The organism is Sorangiineae bacterium MSr11367 (assembly GCA_037157805.1).
In the GTDB taxonomy this organism is placed as follows: Bacteria; Myxococcota_A; Polyangia; order Polyangiales; family Polyangiaceae; genus Pendulispora; species Pendulispora rubella.
Map to the genome: position 1 here is coordinate 5,024,670 of CP089983.1, position 15,587 is coordinate 5,040,256.

Annotated in this window: 15 protein-coding genes and 1 tRNA gene; 6 read left to right on the forward strand and 10 right to left on the reverse strand. The window is 64.1% G+C overall.

What is annotated here, in order from left to right:
• Positions 1-4: 4 nt before the first annotated feature.
• From LVJ94_19620 to LVJ94_19650, 7 genes are all read right to left on the reverse strand, one after another.
• A complete protein-coding gene (locus LVJ94_19620) occupies positions 5-1,066 on the reverse strand; it encodes an HAD-IIIC family phosphatase (GenBank protein ID WXB09428.1) in 1,062 nt (353 codons plus the stop codon).
• A complete protein-coding gene (locus tag LVJ94_19625) occupies positions 1,063-2,232 on the reverse strand; it encodes an acyl-CoA dehydrogenase family protein (GenBank protein ID WXB09429.1) in 1,170 nt (389 codons plus the stop codon). The genes LVJ94_19620 and LVJ94_19625 overlap by 4 nt, the downstream gene beginning before the upstream one ends.
• 4 nt (positions 2,233-2,236) lie before the next feature.
• Positions 2,237-2,491 carry an acyl carrier protein gene (locus LVJ94_19630; protein WXB09430.1) on the reverse strand — a complete coding sequence of 85 codons (255 nt, stop codon included), beginning with the start codon at positions 2,489-2,491 and terminating at the stop codon, positions 2,237-2,239.
• A 6-nt stretch (positions 2,492-2,497) separates the two neighbouring features.
• Entirely contained in the window at positions 2,498-3,346 is an 849-nt protein-coding gene (locus tag LVJ94_19635; GenBank protein WXB09431.1) for a 3-hydroxyacyl-CoA dehydrogenase NAD-binding domain-containing protein, read from the reverse strand.
• 17 nt (positions 3,347-3,363) lie between these two features.
• Entirely contained in the window at positions 3,364-5,874 is a 2,511-nt protein-coding gene (locus tag LVJ94_19640) for an FkbM family methyltransferase (GenBank protein ID WXB09432.1), read from the reverse strand.
• A gap of 1,853 nt (positions 5,875-7,727) precedes the next feature.
• Positions 7,728-7,799, reverse strand: a tRNA-Val gene (locus LVJ94_19645).
• Between the two features lie 67 nt (positions 7,800-7,866).
• On the reverse strand, positions 7,867-8,118 hold the full coding sequence (locus LVJ94_19650) for a hypothetical protein (GenBank protein ID WXB09433.1): 252 nt from the start codon (positions 8,116-8,118) through the stop codon (positions 7,867-7,869).
• Positions 8,119-8,521: 403 nt separating this feature from the next.
• Here LVJ94_19650 and LVJ94_19655 point away from each other — a divergent pair, with 403 nt between their 5' ends.
• The 6 genes from LVJ94_19655 to LVJ94_19680 all read left to right on the forward strand — a co-directional run bounded on the left by LVJ94_19655 (position 8,522) and on the right by LVJ94_19680 (position 13,274).
• Positions 8,522-8,989: a hypothetical protein gene (locus LVJ94_19655; protein ID WXB09434.1), complete on the forward strand. Its 468-nt coding sequence runs from the start codon at positions 8,522-8,524 to the stop codon at positions 8,987-8,989.
• Between the two features lie 17 nt (positions 8,990-9,006).
• Positions 9,007-9,810, forward strand: a complete 804-nt coding sequence (locus LVJ94_19660) for an SH3 domain-containing protein (GenBank protein WXB09435.1) — start codon at positions 9,007-9,009, stop codon at positions 9,808-9,810.
• Between the two features lie 2 nt (positions 9,811-9,812).
• Positions 9,813-10,016: a DUF4266 domain-containing protein gene (locus tag LVJ94_19665; GenBank protein WXB09436.1), complete on the forward strand. Its 204-nt coding sequence runs from the start codon at positions 9,813-9,815 to the stop codon at positions 10,014-10,016.
• On the forward strand, positions 10,007-11,248 hold the full coding sequence (locus LVJ94_19670) for a DUF3570 domain-containing protein (GenBank protein ID WXB09437.1): 1,242 nt from the start codon (positions 10,007-10,009) through the stop codon (positions 11,246-11,248). The genes LVJ94_19665 and LVJ94_19670 overlap by 10 nt, the downstream gene beginning before the upstream one ends.
• A 100-nt stretch (positions 11,249-11,348) precedes the next feature.
• Positions 11,349-12,131 (forward strand): hypothetical protein, encoded by a 783-nt coding sequence (locus tag LVJ94_19675; GenBank protein WXB09438.1) that lies wholly within the window; start codon positions 11,349-11,351, stop codon positions 12,129-12,131.
• A 117-nt stretch (positions 12,132-12,248) separates the two neighbouring features.
• A complete protein-coding gene (locus LVJ94_19680; GenBank protein WXB09439.1) occupies positions 12,249-13,274 on the forward strand; it encodes an alpha/beta hydrolase in 1,026 nt (341 codons plus the stop codon).
• Here LVJ94_19680 and LVJ94_19685 read toward each other — a convergent pair.
• The 3 genes from LVJ94_19685 to LVJ94_19695 are packed head-to-tail and all read right to left on the reverse strand — an operon-like array spanning position 13,271 to position 15,520.
• On the reverse strand, positions 13,271-14,608 hold the full coding sequence (locus LVJ94_19685) for a sigma 54-interacting transcriptional regulator (GenBank protein WXB09440.1): 1,338 nt from the start codon (positions 14,606-14,608) through the stop codon (positions 13,271-13,273). The two genes, LVJ94_19680 and LVJ94_19685, sit on opposite strands and share 4 nt — an antisense overlap.
• A complete protein-coding gene (locus tag LVJ94_19690) occupies positions 14,605-15,090 on the reverse strand; it encodes a hypothetical protein (GenBank protein WXB09441.1) in 486 nt (161 codons plus the stop codon). Before LVJ94_19690 ends, LVJ94_19685 begins: the two co-directional genes overlap by 4 nt.
• Positions 15,080-15,520, reverse strand: a complete 441-nt coding sequence (locus LVJ94_19695; protein ID WXB09442.1) for a cytochrome c — start codon at positions 15,518-15,520, stop codon at positions 15,080-15,082. The genes LVJ94_19690 and LVJ94_19695 overlap by 11 nt, the downstream gene beginning before the upstream one ends.
• Between the last annotated feature and the right edge of the window lie 67 nt (positions 15,521-15,587).

Consider the following 15,587-nt stretch of genomic DNA (forward strand, 5'->3'; position numbering starts at 1 on the left):
AAAGCTAATCGTCCACGACGACGTGCATGTACGGCGGGAAGTCCTGAATCCTCGAGTAATCGTTCTCGAGGATCGAGACGCCGCCTTCTTTGTGGACTTCGCGGAATCCGGCAAACTTGTACGTGACGTACATCACGCGGTTCCGATCGGTGGACACGAACTCCGCGCGCAGTCGCACGCCGGCCGAGTGGGCGCGACGAATGATGTGGTTCAGGAGGACCGTGCCGACGCCGCGCGACATGACACGGCAGGACATCAGCAGCAGCTTGAGCGTGTGCACTTCTGAGCCGCGCTCGACCAGCGCGAGCCCAATCTTTCCATACGTCCCGTACTTGTCGTCGAGGCCGGCGATGTAAAGGTCGTGGGTCGTCGAGGTGCGGAAGGCATTCAGCTCCTCGTAGGAATACGTGTAGCCGGTCGCATTCAGCTGATTGGTGCGGAGCGTCAGCTCCTCGGCGCGCTGCAGATCGTCCTCGACCGCCCTCGCGATCGTGAACCGCATGTTCAGCGAGGCGAGGAAGTCGTCCGGGCTGCCCTGGTGGCCGTCCTCCACCTCCTTGCGCGTGATGTCGGCGAGGTACATCTGGCGGCGCATCCGCGAGTCGTTCGTCACGAAGCGCGGGTTCATCTCGGGCAACTGCGGCATCGAGGAGACCTCGGCTGCGTCGATGCAGCGCACCGCCGGCAGCGAGAAGCGGACCTCGTCTCGCTCGAACGGCTGATCGTCGACGAACGCGATGGTGTCGATGCCGATGTTCAAGGCCTCGGCCACCGCCTTCACCGACGAGGACTTCTCGTTCCAGTGGATCTGAGGGTGCAAGAAGTAATTCTCGAGGCCGAGCTCGCGCAGCTTTGCCATCGCCGTGGCATGGTCGTTCCTGCTCGCAATGGAGTGGAGAATGCCGCGCTCGTCCAAGGTTCGCAGCACGTCGACGACGGCGCTCCGAACCTGCACGTTGCGATCCTCGAGCAGCACGCCGTCCCAGAGCGTGTTGTCGAGGTCCCACACCACACATTTCACGGCCTTCTTCTTGTCGTCGCGCGGCGCGACCATCTCTTGTGTCACGGCTGCCTCCAAGGCGCTGTTCCTTCGCGGCGCGGCGCCGCGGCATAGTCTTGGTACCCATACTCCGCGATCGTGATCTGCTGGATCTGGGAGCTGCCTTCGATAATCTCCATGATCTTGGCGTCGCCGAGATAACGTTGCAGCGGATAGTCCCCGCTGCAGCCGTTCGCACCGTGGAGCTGGACGGCATCCGTCGCTGCGCGCATCGCCGCCGTAGAGGCGAAGTACTTCGCGATCGATGTCTGCGCCATGGCGCGGGGATCGCGCGTCTCGCGGAGCGTACCCGCCTCGACACAGAGAGCCTTCGCGGCGTGATAGCCGGTCATCATGTCGGTGATCTTTTGCCGCACGAGCTGGTGCTCACGCAGCGCGACGCCGAACTGCTCGCGGTCTCGCGTGTAGGCGATCGATGCCTCGAGGCACGCCTCGAGAATGCCGACGCAGCCCCACGCGACCGTGTAGCGACCCGAGTCGAGTGCGGCCGCTGCCACGTGCGAGGTCCCGAGGCCCGGCCGCCCCACCATGCGATCGCGCGGGACGCGGCAGCCATCGAACCGGAGGCTCGCGGTCATCGACGCCCGAATGCCGAGCAAGTCCTCGATCGGCGCGACCGAGAGCCCGGGCGTGTCCCGCTCCACGAGGTACGCCGACGGCCCCTCTTCCGATCGCGCGAACACGAGGAACAGGTGGGCGAGTTGGCCGTATGTGGTCCACGTCTTGTGGCCGGTGAGGACGACGTCATCGCCCTCGACGACCGCTCGCGTCTGGACGCTCTTGGCATCGCTGCCCACATTTGGCTCCGAGAGCGCCAGCGCACCGAGCGTCGTGCCGGACGCGAGCCTCGGAAGCCACGTCTCCTTCTGCGCGCGGCTTCCCCAGCGCAAGATGGATTGGGCCACCATCGTGTGCACCGTGAGCAGGCTTCGCAGTGACGAACAGCCGCGTCCGAGCTCACCGGCCAGGATGCCCAATGCCAGGGCCCCGTAGCCGCGCCCGCCGAATTCACGCGGGATGGCGGCACCCAGGTATCCATGCTCGGCGAGTGCCGTGATCGTCTCTGGACGCGTGCGCTGCTGCCGATGGGCGTCGTCGGCGAACGGCGCGACGTGCCGCTCGACGAAGGCGCGGAACTCCGTGGCGTGTTCGGTGACCGACGCCGTCGTCATCGCATCACTCCACCGGCGCGGGCTGCGGTGCCTTCTTCCGCTCGATGAACGCGCACATCGCGTGGATCGTGCGGAAGTTGTCCAATTCGAGGTCTTCGTTGTCGATCTCGATGCCGAACTCGTGCTCCAGAAAATTGACGAGCTGCAAAGCAAACATGGAGCTGACGAAGCCGAGGCTGAAGATGTCATCTTGCTCGGCGAGCTCGTACCCCGGGAAAAAGCGTGCGAGATAGGATGCGATTTTCTGTTTGGATTCCATGTCTTCTCACTCGTAGGAGAAAAAGCCTCGGCCGGATTTCCTGCCCCAAAGACCCGCGTCCACCATCTTTTTGAGGAGCGGGCAGGGGCGGTACTTGTCATCGTTGAAGTTCTCGTAGAGGACCTCGATCGAGTACAAAATCGTGTCGAGTCCGATGAGATCCGCCGTCTCCAGCGGCCCCATTTTGTGCTCGAAGCACGTCTTGAAGATGCGGTCGACGTCTGCGGGCTGCGCCACGCGGTCTTGGACCAGGAACGCCGCTTCGTTGATCGTGAGCATCAATACACGGTTCGATACGAAGCCCGGCGAGTCTTCGACGATGACGCACTGCTTGCCCATCTCGGCGAGGAAGCGCTTGCCGGCGTCGAGCGTCGCGGGCGACGTGTGGAATCCGCGGATCATCTCCACCATCGGCTTCATCGGGACCGGGTTCATGAAGTGCATCCCCACGACTTGGGCGGGGCGTTTGGTCGCCGAGCCGATCTTCGTGATCGGGATGGCCGAGGTGTTCGCGGCGAAGATGACGTCCGGCCGACAGATCGCGTCGAGGCGGGCATAAACGTCCTTCTTGACGTCCCACTTCTCGACCACGTTCTCGACGACGAAGTCGACATTCGCGAGCGCGTCGTAGTCGACGGTGAAGTTGACACGGCTCATCACGTCCCGCGAGTCCACGGCGACCTTTTTGAAGAGGGCGACGGTACGAAGGCCAGTCTTCAACTCCTTGCGCGAGCGCTCCAGGACGGCGTCCGATACGTCGATCAGGACGACGTCATGTCCTCTGTGCGCGAGGTCCTGCGCGACGCCTACGCCCATCACTCCGGCGCCAACGACGCCAACGGATCGAAACTCCATGTCGATGTTCTCCGAGATCAAAGGCCGTCGCGGACGGCGTAGAGGTTGTGGATGTTCGTCCCCGCGTACAGCTCGTCCTGCTGCACCGTGACCTTGAAACCGTGCTGCGCGAGCCGTGACCGGAGCACCTCGACCCTGCCATCCGCATCGTGGGCCTCGAGGACGACCTGCCGGATCATCGGCCAGTGCTCGTCGTCGATGCCTTCGATGACCTCGAGCTCGCACTTCTGGACATCGATCTTGATCAGATCGATCCGTTCGACGCGCTGCTCGCGGATGACGTCGCTGAGGCGACGGAGTTTGGCGGTAAAGACGGTCGACTGGAAGCGGACGTCCAGCAGCTCCTCCTCGAACCCGGCGACCTCGCTGACCTCCGCGACGCCTGCCTTCTTCTGATTGGAGATGATGGTCTTGAGGTTGTGTTTTTCCTCGGCCTCGTCGGCGTGGAACGACGACATACCCGTGCTGCGCGGATAAAAGGTAAACGAGGCCTCGCCCTCGACGTTCGACACCCCCACGTTGAGCGCGGTCGCGCGAATGCCTTGCTCGGCGATGTTCTTGCTGAGAATCTCGAACATGCGCGGCGCGGGCTCGAAGGAGAACACGCGAACGTCCTTCGCCTCCCGATGGGCGAACAGCGTGAACAAGCCGATGTTGGCACCTACGTCGAAGACACAGGCCCCGTCCGGGATGCGGATGCCGTGCTTGACGTACGATCGGTGCGCGAAGATGTCGTCGTAGAAGTGCTGCGTCTCGGCCAGGTTCTGGTGGCGGACGACGAGGCCGTTGGCCAGAGCGACGGTGGGGATGGCCTCTTGCGGAGCCGCGGTGGACTGCGTGGCGAGGCGACCGGACTGACCAGACTGACCCGACGGCGCGCTGACGCTTCGACCCGACTTCGTGGCCTCGATGGCGGCCGCCATCGCGCGCAGCGTGCCCGCCTCGTAGATGCGACGGAGCGGGAAACTGACACGAAACGACCGTTGAATTCGGTTGATCAGCCTCGTGGCGGTGAGGGAGTTGCCACCCAACTCGAAGAAGGAGGTGGTCGGCCCAATCTTGTGCCCAGGCAGGAGCTGGCTCCAAATCGCCGCCAGGTCCCGCTCCGTGCGCGTCTCGAGCTCGGCCTCTGCGGTCGGCGTGCTGGGCGTCGTGCCGTGCGTTTCCGCGTCCGACGCATGATCCGCGAGCGGCTGCGCCGGGAGAGCCGCCGCATCCAACGCCGCGTTCTCCACCCAGAGGCGACTCACCGCCTTGAAGAGCGCGACCGTGTCCGACTGCGGATCGTAGGCGTGCCGCATCGAAGCAACGATGAGCCGATCGGGGCGCGCACCGATCCCCGGATCGAGCAAGACGATGCTGCTCAGCGACTGCCCGGGACCCACCTCGAGGAACACGCGCTCCGGGCGCTCGGCGAGCGTGTGAAGACCTTCGCGGAAGCGCACCGGACTGCATAGGTGCGCGGCCCAATAGGCGGGGTCGAGGACCTCGGCCTCCGTGATGAACCGCCCGGTGACGTTCGAAACGTAGGGGATGGCCGGCGCCCTGGGGGCATACGTCTTGGCGAGCGCCGTTACCCGGTCGGCGATCGGGCGCATCATCGCGGAGTGGAATGCGTGCGACGTTTGAACGCGCCGAACGGTCACGGCCCGGCCGGCGAGCGCTCGTTCGAGCTCGCCAATTTCCTCGGGCGCGCCCGCGACGACGGTGAGCTCGGGGCCGGTGACCGCCGACAAGGAGAGGTGCCGTCCCAGCAGCGGGAGCACCTGCTCCTCGGGGAGGTTGACCGCGAGCATCGCCCCTGGGGGAAGTGTTTCAATCAACTGCGCGCGTCGCGCGACGAGCGTCAAGGACGCCTCGAGCGAAAGGACGCCCCCGAGGCACGCGGCGACGTATTCGCCAAGGCTGTAGCCAATCATGGCGTTGGGGCGGAGACCCCAAGCCTCCAGAAGCTTCGCGACCGCATATTCCACGACGAAGAGCGCCGGCTGCGCGATGCTGGTTCGATTCAGTCGCGTTTCATGCGCGCTCGGTGCCCGGTCATCGCGTCCGAGCATCCTACGCAGATCGACCGCGCCCTTCGACGAGACGTTCGGGGTGCTCTCGTGCTGGGCCTTGGTCGGGTAGATGAGATCGCGCAGGTCGAGACCGAGTTCCGGCTTCAAGAGCTCCGCACAGCGGTCGATCTCGGCCCGGAACGTCGGTTGCGTCCGATAGAGCTCGGCCCCCATGTCGAGGTAGTGATCGCCCAATCCAGGCAACATGAAGGCGATTGGGCGCGCCGTCGCAGTTGCCGGTCCGATGGCGACGACCGGCTCCGCGCCCTCACCGAAAAGGAGGGCCGCCCGGTGACCGCCTTGACCCGCGGCGTGCAGTTCGACGATGCCGCCCCCAGGCGGGCGTACGTGCTGGAGCGCCGCCCGCACCTGCGACTCGTTGGGCGCCGACACCAGCGCAAGGGAGCACGGCGTTCTGGCCGTTCGATCCTGAGCAGGGGCTCCCGCCCGAATCTGCATGGAGGTGGTCATAGGGGCTTTGTCACTCCAGTCCGCTTGAAGTCGATAATGATGGTGCAACGCGAAGGGAATCGAGTCGGGTTGGCGGCCGACGGAACCCACGCTTGATTGCTTGATTAAGTGGGCGGCCCCGATCAGGCGATCGAGGTCGAATCCATTGAGATGGACATAAGCGCTTACGCGCGCGGCATCACCGCGCTCGCAGACTCTGGTCATGATGACTTGGTACGGCTCGCGACGAATCCCTTTGCGGGATTCGTGGTTCGATGATCCCCCCCAGAAGCTTCCGAAGAGCACGGGGTTGCTCCGATGAATGGCCCGCTACGCGCCGTACTCGATGTCGGGCGCGGCGTTACTGCCGTCGGCGTACATAGACACGATACGAAGAAATTCGTCCGGAGTCACGTGCCTACCGTGGTGAAACTAAAAAGTAACTCGGTCCTCTGTACTTTTCCGTTCGTCATGGGGTTACCGGAGTCCGTTGGTGCTTGCTCTATACGAAGAATGTCTTTCTCCGCATTTGGCCTGCGGCCATTTCGAGAATGAAAATAACGAGTCGTGCTCGGTGAGGTGCAGACGAGTAGCTCGCCGCTATACCGAGCTCCACGTCGGCCGCGCTTTCACCACCATCTGCGCACGCGGCGAAGATATGTAGTCACGCGCGCACCAAGTTAAGTCGCGAAAGTAAATTTCTCTCCAGTGCTTTCTCCCATCGTCATGGGATTACCGGAGATGCACCACGTGTATCTCTATGTACTAATGTGGCCATGTCTCTCCATTAGCGCGTGGACATTTTTCCAAACTGGATATCGGGCCGTGCTCCTTTCGATGTCCAGGGGCCGGCGACGAGTGGCTTGCCACGATACCGAACGCCACGTTGGCTCGCGTTTTTGGCGAGATTTGCGCACGAAAACGCGGTGGAAGCGCCCTGACCGTAGCCCTGCGCGCCAAACTGACCCTGCAATCCAGTTTTCTCTTGCACTTTCTACTCATGATGGGGCGCGGAGACCGCGGTGGTTTATCTCCATATGATATGTGCGGACTGGGTGTGTTCGGATCGTCGCGATTTTAATTTCAATTGTCGGCGCACAATCAAACGGGCCCGGCGGCGCTACTCTCGAACGAAGCGCCGCGCGCGGGGCGGGAGAGCGTAGGCACCTGCGGCTCGCCGAAAGTTCAGCGACTCCATGGTGGTGGCATGGCCGTAGTCTTCAGTGCGACAGGTCATTGATGCGGACGTTGTCAAGCTCGACAACCTGTATTGACTTGGTCCGGCCCATTGCGCAAGTCGATAGTCTTCCAGCCAAGCAACTACGTCTCCTGCAAGGAGAAATGCAGTACCCGCTGCGAGCCCTGAACGTGCATTCGTCCGCGTGAAAGCTCGGATCTCATTTGATTGCCGACCGGTGGCGATTGGCCGCAGCTCGGAATCCGTCGAAGGCGTTTCGACGAGCTGCTACTCCCATATCGAGGCCCCCGTGCGACGACGAAGGTGCATATGCCCGACTCGACACGAAGAGTGCCGTCGGACTCAGGCTCGACGGTGTGATGAAGACATCGTGGCGCTGATACGGCACTAGATAGTGAGCGCAGGTTGCCAACGATTGGTCCGATGTCCGAACGACTTCGTGTGGCGCCGCACGCGCGGAGGCGGGCGCCTCTACATCACGCCACGATAGACACGATAGCGTCGACACCAGCCCCGCCAACTCGGGACGGGGCGGTCACTCTCAGCAGCGACGCGGTCGAGACTCACGCGTGCGCGCAGGTTGAGGAAACTGACGAGGTTGACGATCCGAGTTCTACAATCGAACTCGGTCTATCAAGCCGCATCGGAGAGTGCTGGGTTCTCTCCGGATAATTCGTGGGCGCAACAGGATTTGAACCTGTGACTTCGTCCGTGTGAAGGACGCACTCTACCGCTGAGTTATGCGCCCCAGCTAAGCAACGTTTCGTGATGAGCGAAGTAACCTAGTTGCTCGAGAGCTGCAAGAAAATCCGACGCTAAACGTTCGGCGCGTCGCCGGACGTGGCCGGAAGGACGTGCGCCACCTGCGCGACCTGTACGATCGGCGCGACAGGGGAAGGAGAGGTGGCCGACGCTTGCGGGGTCGCGTTATGACGCCCCAGGGAAAGGGTGCCGAAAAAGATGCCCAGGGTCAGGGCAAGAACTGCGAAATGTCCGAGAAACGCGCCGGAGCAGCCGGCAACGGCGATGGGGGCAAGAGCAGCGAGGCACCAGGGGGTAACTTTCATTGCAGTCTTTCTTCTCCGGGGGAGCACCGCGATGCCTTCACTCGAAAGCGGATCGCGCGACATGCCTGGGCGTAGCCGTAATGGCCGGGGTGGTTGGAACTTGGTACGTGAAATGCCTGTTACCGGTCGCCCTACATGTAAGATAAGATACGATACCCTTGCGAGGGAGGCCAACTTCTACCGAGCTCGGTCCCGCTTCAGCAAGTGAAAGCGTCATGGCCTGCTCCTTCGCACCTTTTATTCCGTGAGCCGGTTTTCCAAAAAGTCTCTCATTTCCATAAGTTACCGCTGCGTACTTTTTTTTACCGTGGGCGTGGGGCCAACAGCCTGTGTGCGTGGGAACACAAAAGCTCTGACGGGCTCGAGACGTGCGGGCTATGGTGCGGGACGCTTGGTCCCTCTCGTGCGAGCGCTCCCTCTGGTGGTGACGGCGTGGATGGTGTGCCTCGGCTGCCGTGCGGTCGACCCGGGGCCGAACTTCGTCGTGGCCGAAGAGCACTTCAACGAGGACTACTTCTATTGCCACGTCGAGCCGGCGCTCATCTTCAATAAGCGGTGTGGCCCCGGCGATCCGGCGGCGGGCGATCCGGGCAACGGCTGCCACTACAATGCCTCGGCGGTGAGCGGCATGGTGCTCGTGGAGCACGAGCCCATCGACTGCGCGGGCGGCGATCATCCCGTCGACCGCACGCGGGTAGGGGCGGGCAGCTCGGCGCAGGGGAACCTGCAGTCGGTCTCGCTCGAGATGAGCCGCGATTACCTGACCGCGCCGCTTCTCGTGCGCCCGTCGGGGGCGAACCATCCGCGGGTCATCTTTCAACGCGACGACGCGGTGGTGGACACCATCCGCGCCTGGGCGGAGCAACCGTGAAGGGACTCGGGGCAACCGTGAGGCATCTTCGGGGGGCTTTTGCCGCGGCGATGCTCGCCGGCTCGCTCCTCATGGCGGCGCCGCCGGCACATGCCGCCGACGACGACGTGGAGGCCTTCGCGCGCGTGGTCGTGGACTCCGCCGAGCTGCGCAGCGGCCCCGGCATTTCCTACCGCGTCGTCACCAGCGCGCACCGGGGGGAGACCTTCGCCATCGACGGCCGCCCCGCCAGCGGCTTCTGGCTGCGGGTCTTCCTGCCCGATGGCCGTGCCGCCTACGTGCTCGGCGACCAGGTGCAGCCGTTCGCGGTGAGCTCCGACGATGCCGGCGGTCGCCCATCCCGCCCCGGCTTGCTCGCGCCGCCGCCTCTGGAAGGGGCACGCGGCGGCCTCGCCATCGTGGGCGGCATCTTCTCGGGCCCGGTGGACGACGGCTCGCGCGCATCCTTTGGCTACATGGAGATCCGCCCGCAGCTGGTGCTGCACAAGACCATCAGCCTGGATGGCTTCTTGGGCGATGCCCTCACCGCCGACGGCCAGCAGATTCTCTATGGCGCGGGCGCAACGATCCATTTCTTCCCGAGCTGGCCGATCTGCCCGTTCGGCACCTTGGGCGGCGGCGGGCTGAGCTCTTTTCCGACGTCCGACTCGTTCGTGCTCAAACGCCACGACTCCTTCGTGGGCCGGGTTGGAGGGGGATTGCTCCTCGCGCTGCGCAACCGCATCCTCGTCCGGCTCGAAGTGACCAACCTCACGCTGTTCACCGCCGACACGTACAAGAACGCCCAGACGTACGCGGGCGGCCTGGGGGTCTACTTCTAGTCATGCGCGTCGTCCTTCTTCTCCTCCTGGTGCTCGCCGCAGGCTGCGCCACCGTCAAGCCGCAAGAACGCGCGCTCCTGGCCGATCCCATCATGCAGTTCGACGGCGATCCGCTGGCCAACCCGCGGGTGCAGCACGCCATCGACAACCGCGAAGGATCGCACGGGGGCGCGGGCGTATCGGGCGGAGGTTGCGGGTGCAATTAGCCACCTCCGCGCCGGTATTTCTCGCGCTTTTCGCCGTGGCGACGGCGGCGCGTGCCGATGGCATTTTGCAATTCGACACGTCGCACACGCTCTACCACGAGGCGCCGACCCGCTCGAACATGACGGTGTACACGCCGTCGGTCGATCTGCGCGCGAGCCCGTTTTCGTTCCTGGACGTGCGCGGCGGCTGGGAGGCCGACGTGGTGTCCGGCGCCAGCGTGGCCGTCAAAGCAGGGCCCACGTACCAAGCCACGCACGCCGGCGCCGACGTCATCAGCTCCGCCAGCGTGAACGACGTGCGCAACGTGGCCAAGGGCGGATTCACCATCAAGCACGACGCGGTGTCGCTCTCGCCGGGCTACACGTATTCGACGGAGAAAGACTACAAGTCCCACGCCATCGACATCGCCGCCAAGACGGAGTTGTTCGAGCACAACACGCAGCTCGAATTCTCGTACGCGCACGATTTCGATCGCGTGTGCGATCGCGTGCAAGGTCTCAACGACGCCCCCTCGCGCTACCGCGCCTTGGAGAACTCCACCGGGTGCTTCGGCTCCGATCCGCTCCGCACCACCCGCGACATCGATCGCGACGGATTTCAGGCCAGCTGGTCGCAAGCTTGGACGCGCATCTTTGCCACGCAGCTGGTGTACTCGGCCGAGATCCTCCACGGCTTTTTGAGCAATCCGTACCGCAGCGTCATCCTGGGGGAAGGCCTCAAAGCACAGGAGCACCACCCCGAGAACCGAGGCCGCGAAGCGCTGACCCTCCGCGCGAACGTCTACCTCAAGCCGCTCCGCAGCGCCCTCCGCCTGAAGACGCGCGGCTATTGGGATACGTGGGACGTCAAAAGCCTCACCGTCGAAGCCGAGTTCGAGCGCTATTTCGGAGAAGCCCTCCGCGTCGAGCTACGCGGCCGCTACTACCGCCAAAGCGGCGCCTTGTTCTTCAGCGACGACTACACCGGCGGTGATTCCCCACTTGGTCCCAAAGGCCAATACTTCACCGGCGACCGCGAGCTCTCTCCCTTCAGCAGCATGCTTCTCGGTTTGCGTGCAACCTACACATTCCTCTCGAACCGCGGCCGCGTCCTGGGCTTCATGCAGAGCCTGAAACTCGGCCTCGGCGGCAACGCCATCCAATTCGACTACGACGGCTACACCCTCGGCGGCGCGGCCGTTGGAAATGCGCGCGCATACATTGCCAATTTCTCGGCCTCCGCGGTGTTCTAATTTAGAACGGGGATTCACCAAAAGCGCTTACAATGGCTGCGAGATGGCAGCATATCGGCGAGGCCCGGCCCGAGAGCAGCAGAGGCCGAAGACGTTGTGGATGCCTCGGTCCGTGGCGACGGTGGTGGCGTTTGCGTGTGCGATGGTCTGCTTCGCCGGTTTTGGGCTTGCCGGCGCCGAGCGCACCAAAGTCCATTGTTCGCGCGCCGAGGGGGCATGTCTCGTCCTCCGGGAAGGGATACTCTCGTCATCCATCGAACGACGATTTCCACTGGACACCTTGACCGGGGCTCGCGTCTACGAGAGGACGCATCCTTCGCGGGAAGATCTCACGACATACGGCATCGAGCTTCTTGCGAACGACGGGCCCGTGACTTTGTTTTGGGAGGACGCGCCTTCGGGCACGGTCACCCATCGCGAAGAGGACATCGCCCTCGCCGACGGAATCGACCGATTCGTCAAATCAGGCGCACCCGAGCCGTTCGTAAGCATCATCGGCAATTTTCTGCCAACCTGGATAACGGGCGCGGGCGTCGTATTCTTCGCGTTCATTCTCCTCAACGCGCGCGGCCGCATCGTCATCGACCCCGAGGCCAACCGAGTGACTCTGCAGCGCTGGCGATGGGTCGGCACCCGCCCGTGGGAGCTGCCGCTGGACGAGATCCAGCGCACGCGATTGCATCCTTTAAACGACGAAGATTCCCCGCGATGGGGAATCGTTTTCCAAATGAGCGGCGGGGACGCCGTCCTGCTCAGTCTTTCGCACGCGCGCCATCCAAAGCGCTTCGCCCTCGAGGTCGATCGCGCCATCGCGCAAGCCAAATCCAGCGTGCACTCGGCGCATCCCGACGTCGACGTCGAAGCGCGCGAGCTCCCTTCGTGAATGCGCGATTTGCTAGCGTGGAGACGGCGATTTGCCGGCGCGCTTGTCGGCAATGGCATTGACGACAGTCGCGAGGGGCTCTTGATGAGTCGAGCTCGGGATGCGAGAGTCGGTGGAATGAAGGGCGGCTCCTGGTTCGCGTTGCTCCTCGCAAGTACGATCTCGAGTTGCGGCGGGGTACCTCACGACAAACCGCCCACCCCGAAAGAAACCGGTGCGGTGCACGATCGTGCGGCGCGGGTCCGTTTTGGCGGGACCTTTCTCGCCATGCCCGATGGCGTCGCTGTTTGGTACAAGGTGGCCGGACCGGAACGCGCCCCCACGGTGGTTTTTCTCCATGGCGGCCCGGGGTACAACTCGTTCGCGTTCGAACGGAGCGCGGGCAAGGACCTCGAATCACGCTTCCGGATGGTCTACGTCGACCAGCGTGGCTGTGGCCGGTCGGGATTCGACGGTGCGAATAGCAACTACGGTATGCAGAAAACCGTGGACGACATCGACCGCATTCGCGAGGCGGTCGGCGCTTCCAAGATCGTGCTCATCGGTCATTCGTTCGGCGGCGTGGTGGCGGCCGAGTACGCGCACCGCTTTCCGGCACGGACGAGCGCCGTCGTCATGGTCGACACCATGCCCGATATCGGCGCCGCCATCCGGCAGCAGCTCCGGTACGCGGATTCGATCGCGGATGCCGAATTTCCGGATCGCGCCAAAGCGGTCCACGGGATCGTGCGCAGTGAAGGGGAGCCCTTCGAAAAAATCGCCAATCTGTATCGCACCATCGGCCGAGTGCCCCTTCAGCGAAAGATGCATTTCAACTCCGGTGAAGCCCAATCGCGCATGGAGGCCATCGACGAGCGCTCGCAGCTGCTCGGGCTCACCTCCGCCAAAGTGGTAAAGGCTTACGTCGACACGGGGTACGTGAATGGTTCGCCCGCGGGCGTGAGCGATCCCCTCGGCGTCCCCTCGATCCTCATCGCAGGGAGAGCGAGCCATGTCATTGGCGAAGAGAACATTCGCGATGCGGCCCGCGCCTGGCACGCCGACGTCGTATGGCTCGACGCCGGCCATTTCGTGTACTTCGAAGCACAGCACGACTTCGTCGATACCGTGACACGATTCCTCGACGACCGCGTCCGGCCCTAGCCGTCGCTTTCGCCGCGAAGGCCGTGTTTCTTCGCCATGTCGTGCAAATGCTTGCGATCCATCCGCGCTTCGCGGGCGGCGGCGCTGACGTTGCCGTGGTGGCGGCCCAAAAGCCATTTCACGTAGCGGCGTTCGAAGTCGGCGTCGTATTTGGCGCGCGTTTCGCGGTAGCTCTTCGACGGCTCGAATTGGAAGGGGCTGCCGCCCTCCGGCACGGACATGGATAGCGGGAACGTGATCGCGGATAGTTCCGTGCCGCCCGTGGGTTTCACCATGTAGATGGCCCGTTCGAGCACGTTGCGCAGCTCGCGCACGTTGCCGGGCCAATCGTGGGCCAGGAGCGACTCCAGCGATTCTTTGGGCAACACGAGATCCGAGGCGCTCGCGCTATTCAAGATATGCGTAATGAGCGGCGTGATGTCGTCGCGTCGCAGGCGCAACGGCGGAATCGTGATGGGCACCACCGCGAGTCGGAAATAGAGGTCCTCGCGGAATTTGCCCGCGGCCACCTCGCGCTCCAAATTGCGCTTCGTGGCGGCGATGACGCGCACGTCGGCCGCGAACGTCTTGTTGCCGCCCACCCGGCGGAACTCGCGGGTCTCCAGCACGCGCAGCAACTTGGGTTGCACGTCGAGGGGCAGTTCGCCAATCTCGTCGAGAAACACAGTGCCGCCGTCGGCGAGCTCGAAGGCGCCTTGGCGTGCCGAAACCGCGCCGGTGAAGGCACCGCGCTCGTGCCCGAAAAGCTCGCTCTCGATGAGCGAATAGCTCACCGCCCCGCAGTCCACCACCATGAACGGCTTGTTCGCCCGCGGGCTCTCTTTGCAGATGGCCCGCGCCAGCACGTCCTTGCCGGTGCCCGTCTCGCCCTCGAGGAGCACCGTCGCATCCGTCTTGGCGATGCGCTCCAGAATGGTGAAGATCGTCCGCATCGCGACGCTATGGCCAATGGCCCCGCCGAACGACTGCGATGCGCTCGGCAGCACGTCCATGCGCTGCGGTGCGGGCCGCAGGCCGATTTCCACCTCGCCCACGCGCAAAATCGTTCCCGGTGGGAAGATGCCTTCCTGCACGCGCGCCCCCGAAACGACGATGCCATTCGTCGACTCGAGATCGCGCACGAGCACACCGGCCACCGTGCGCGAAAGCTCGCAGTGGTGACGCGAGACGGTGTCGTCGGTCAGCACGAGATCATTGTCCGGCGCCTTGCCCACGCGCACCTTGCCCTTGAGCGGCAATGTCGCGCCCTTGCTGGCGCCGGAGAGAACGGTGACGACGACCTCCACGGCAAAGGGCGAAGGTCCGCCGAACGCGCGCGTGTCGGGCGATTTCATGGTGCCACCTCGTGGATGGCGGCCACCAAGTCGATGGAGGCGGAGTGTCCCTCCGCAAGGTGCACTTGGCGCGAGACTGTGGTGTTGCCAGCGTCGGTCGAGACGGCGATTTCCACGAGGTAGTCGCCGTCGGCGAGGCGCGGCGAATGGTCGACGATCCGAGGGGCGATCACCCCTTGGCCGTAGCGGAATGTGGCCTCGCGCGCAAAATATCCGCCGGGATCTTCGTCGGGCAGCGGACCGTAGTAGCGGACCTGAAGCTGGTTTACCCGGCCGGCCCCGCTTCCTAGGACGATGTGCACGGTTTGGTCGTGCGGCAATTTGGGGGACAGGATGAGCCCTATGGCCACGAAGATGAGCCCGAAGAGAACGATCAGGCCGGAGCGGCGGCCGAATCGCAATCCCGCCACGGGCCCCGCGTGCGGGGCCGCATCCGAGGGCGGAGGCTCCGGATCCGGAGAAGGCTGAGGGCTACTTTCCACGTACGGCGCGAACTCGGGCAACGAGACCGGCTAGGACTTTGTCCGAGACGTCGAAGCGCGGCATCTGATTTTTGCCATTGCGAATCGCGTTGGCGATGTCCGTGTCGCTCACCTTGGCTTGCCACTCGGCGCGCGTGAGGTCCGTCGCCTTCAGCATGGGGCCGTTGGGGCCGTCCCCACGTCCACCCATGCCGTGGCACGATGCGCACTGATTGTGCCAGGTAAGGGCCACCACGGAATCGTCTCCGGCGGGGGCCGCGGCGCCACCGCCAGCCCCACCTTTGCCAGGGGGAGCTGCTTGGGCACCCGACTGAAGGCGCCCACGCTCCTCGACCCGGTCATGATCGGCGGGCGTCCACTCGCGCGCATCCGAGGCGGAAGGGGCGCGATCGCAGCCGCCGAGGCCCATCGAAGCCGCGACGCACAACATACTGAAACTGTTACTGAAATAAGCTCTGAACGGTGCTCTCACGTCGGGTCTTTCGCCTCGCCGCCGC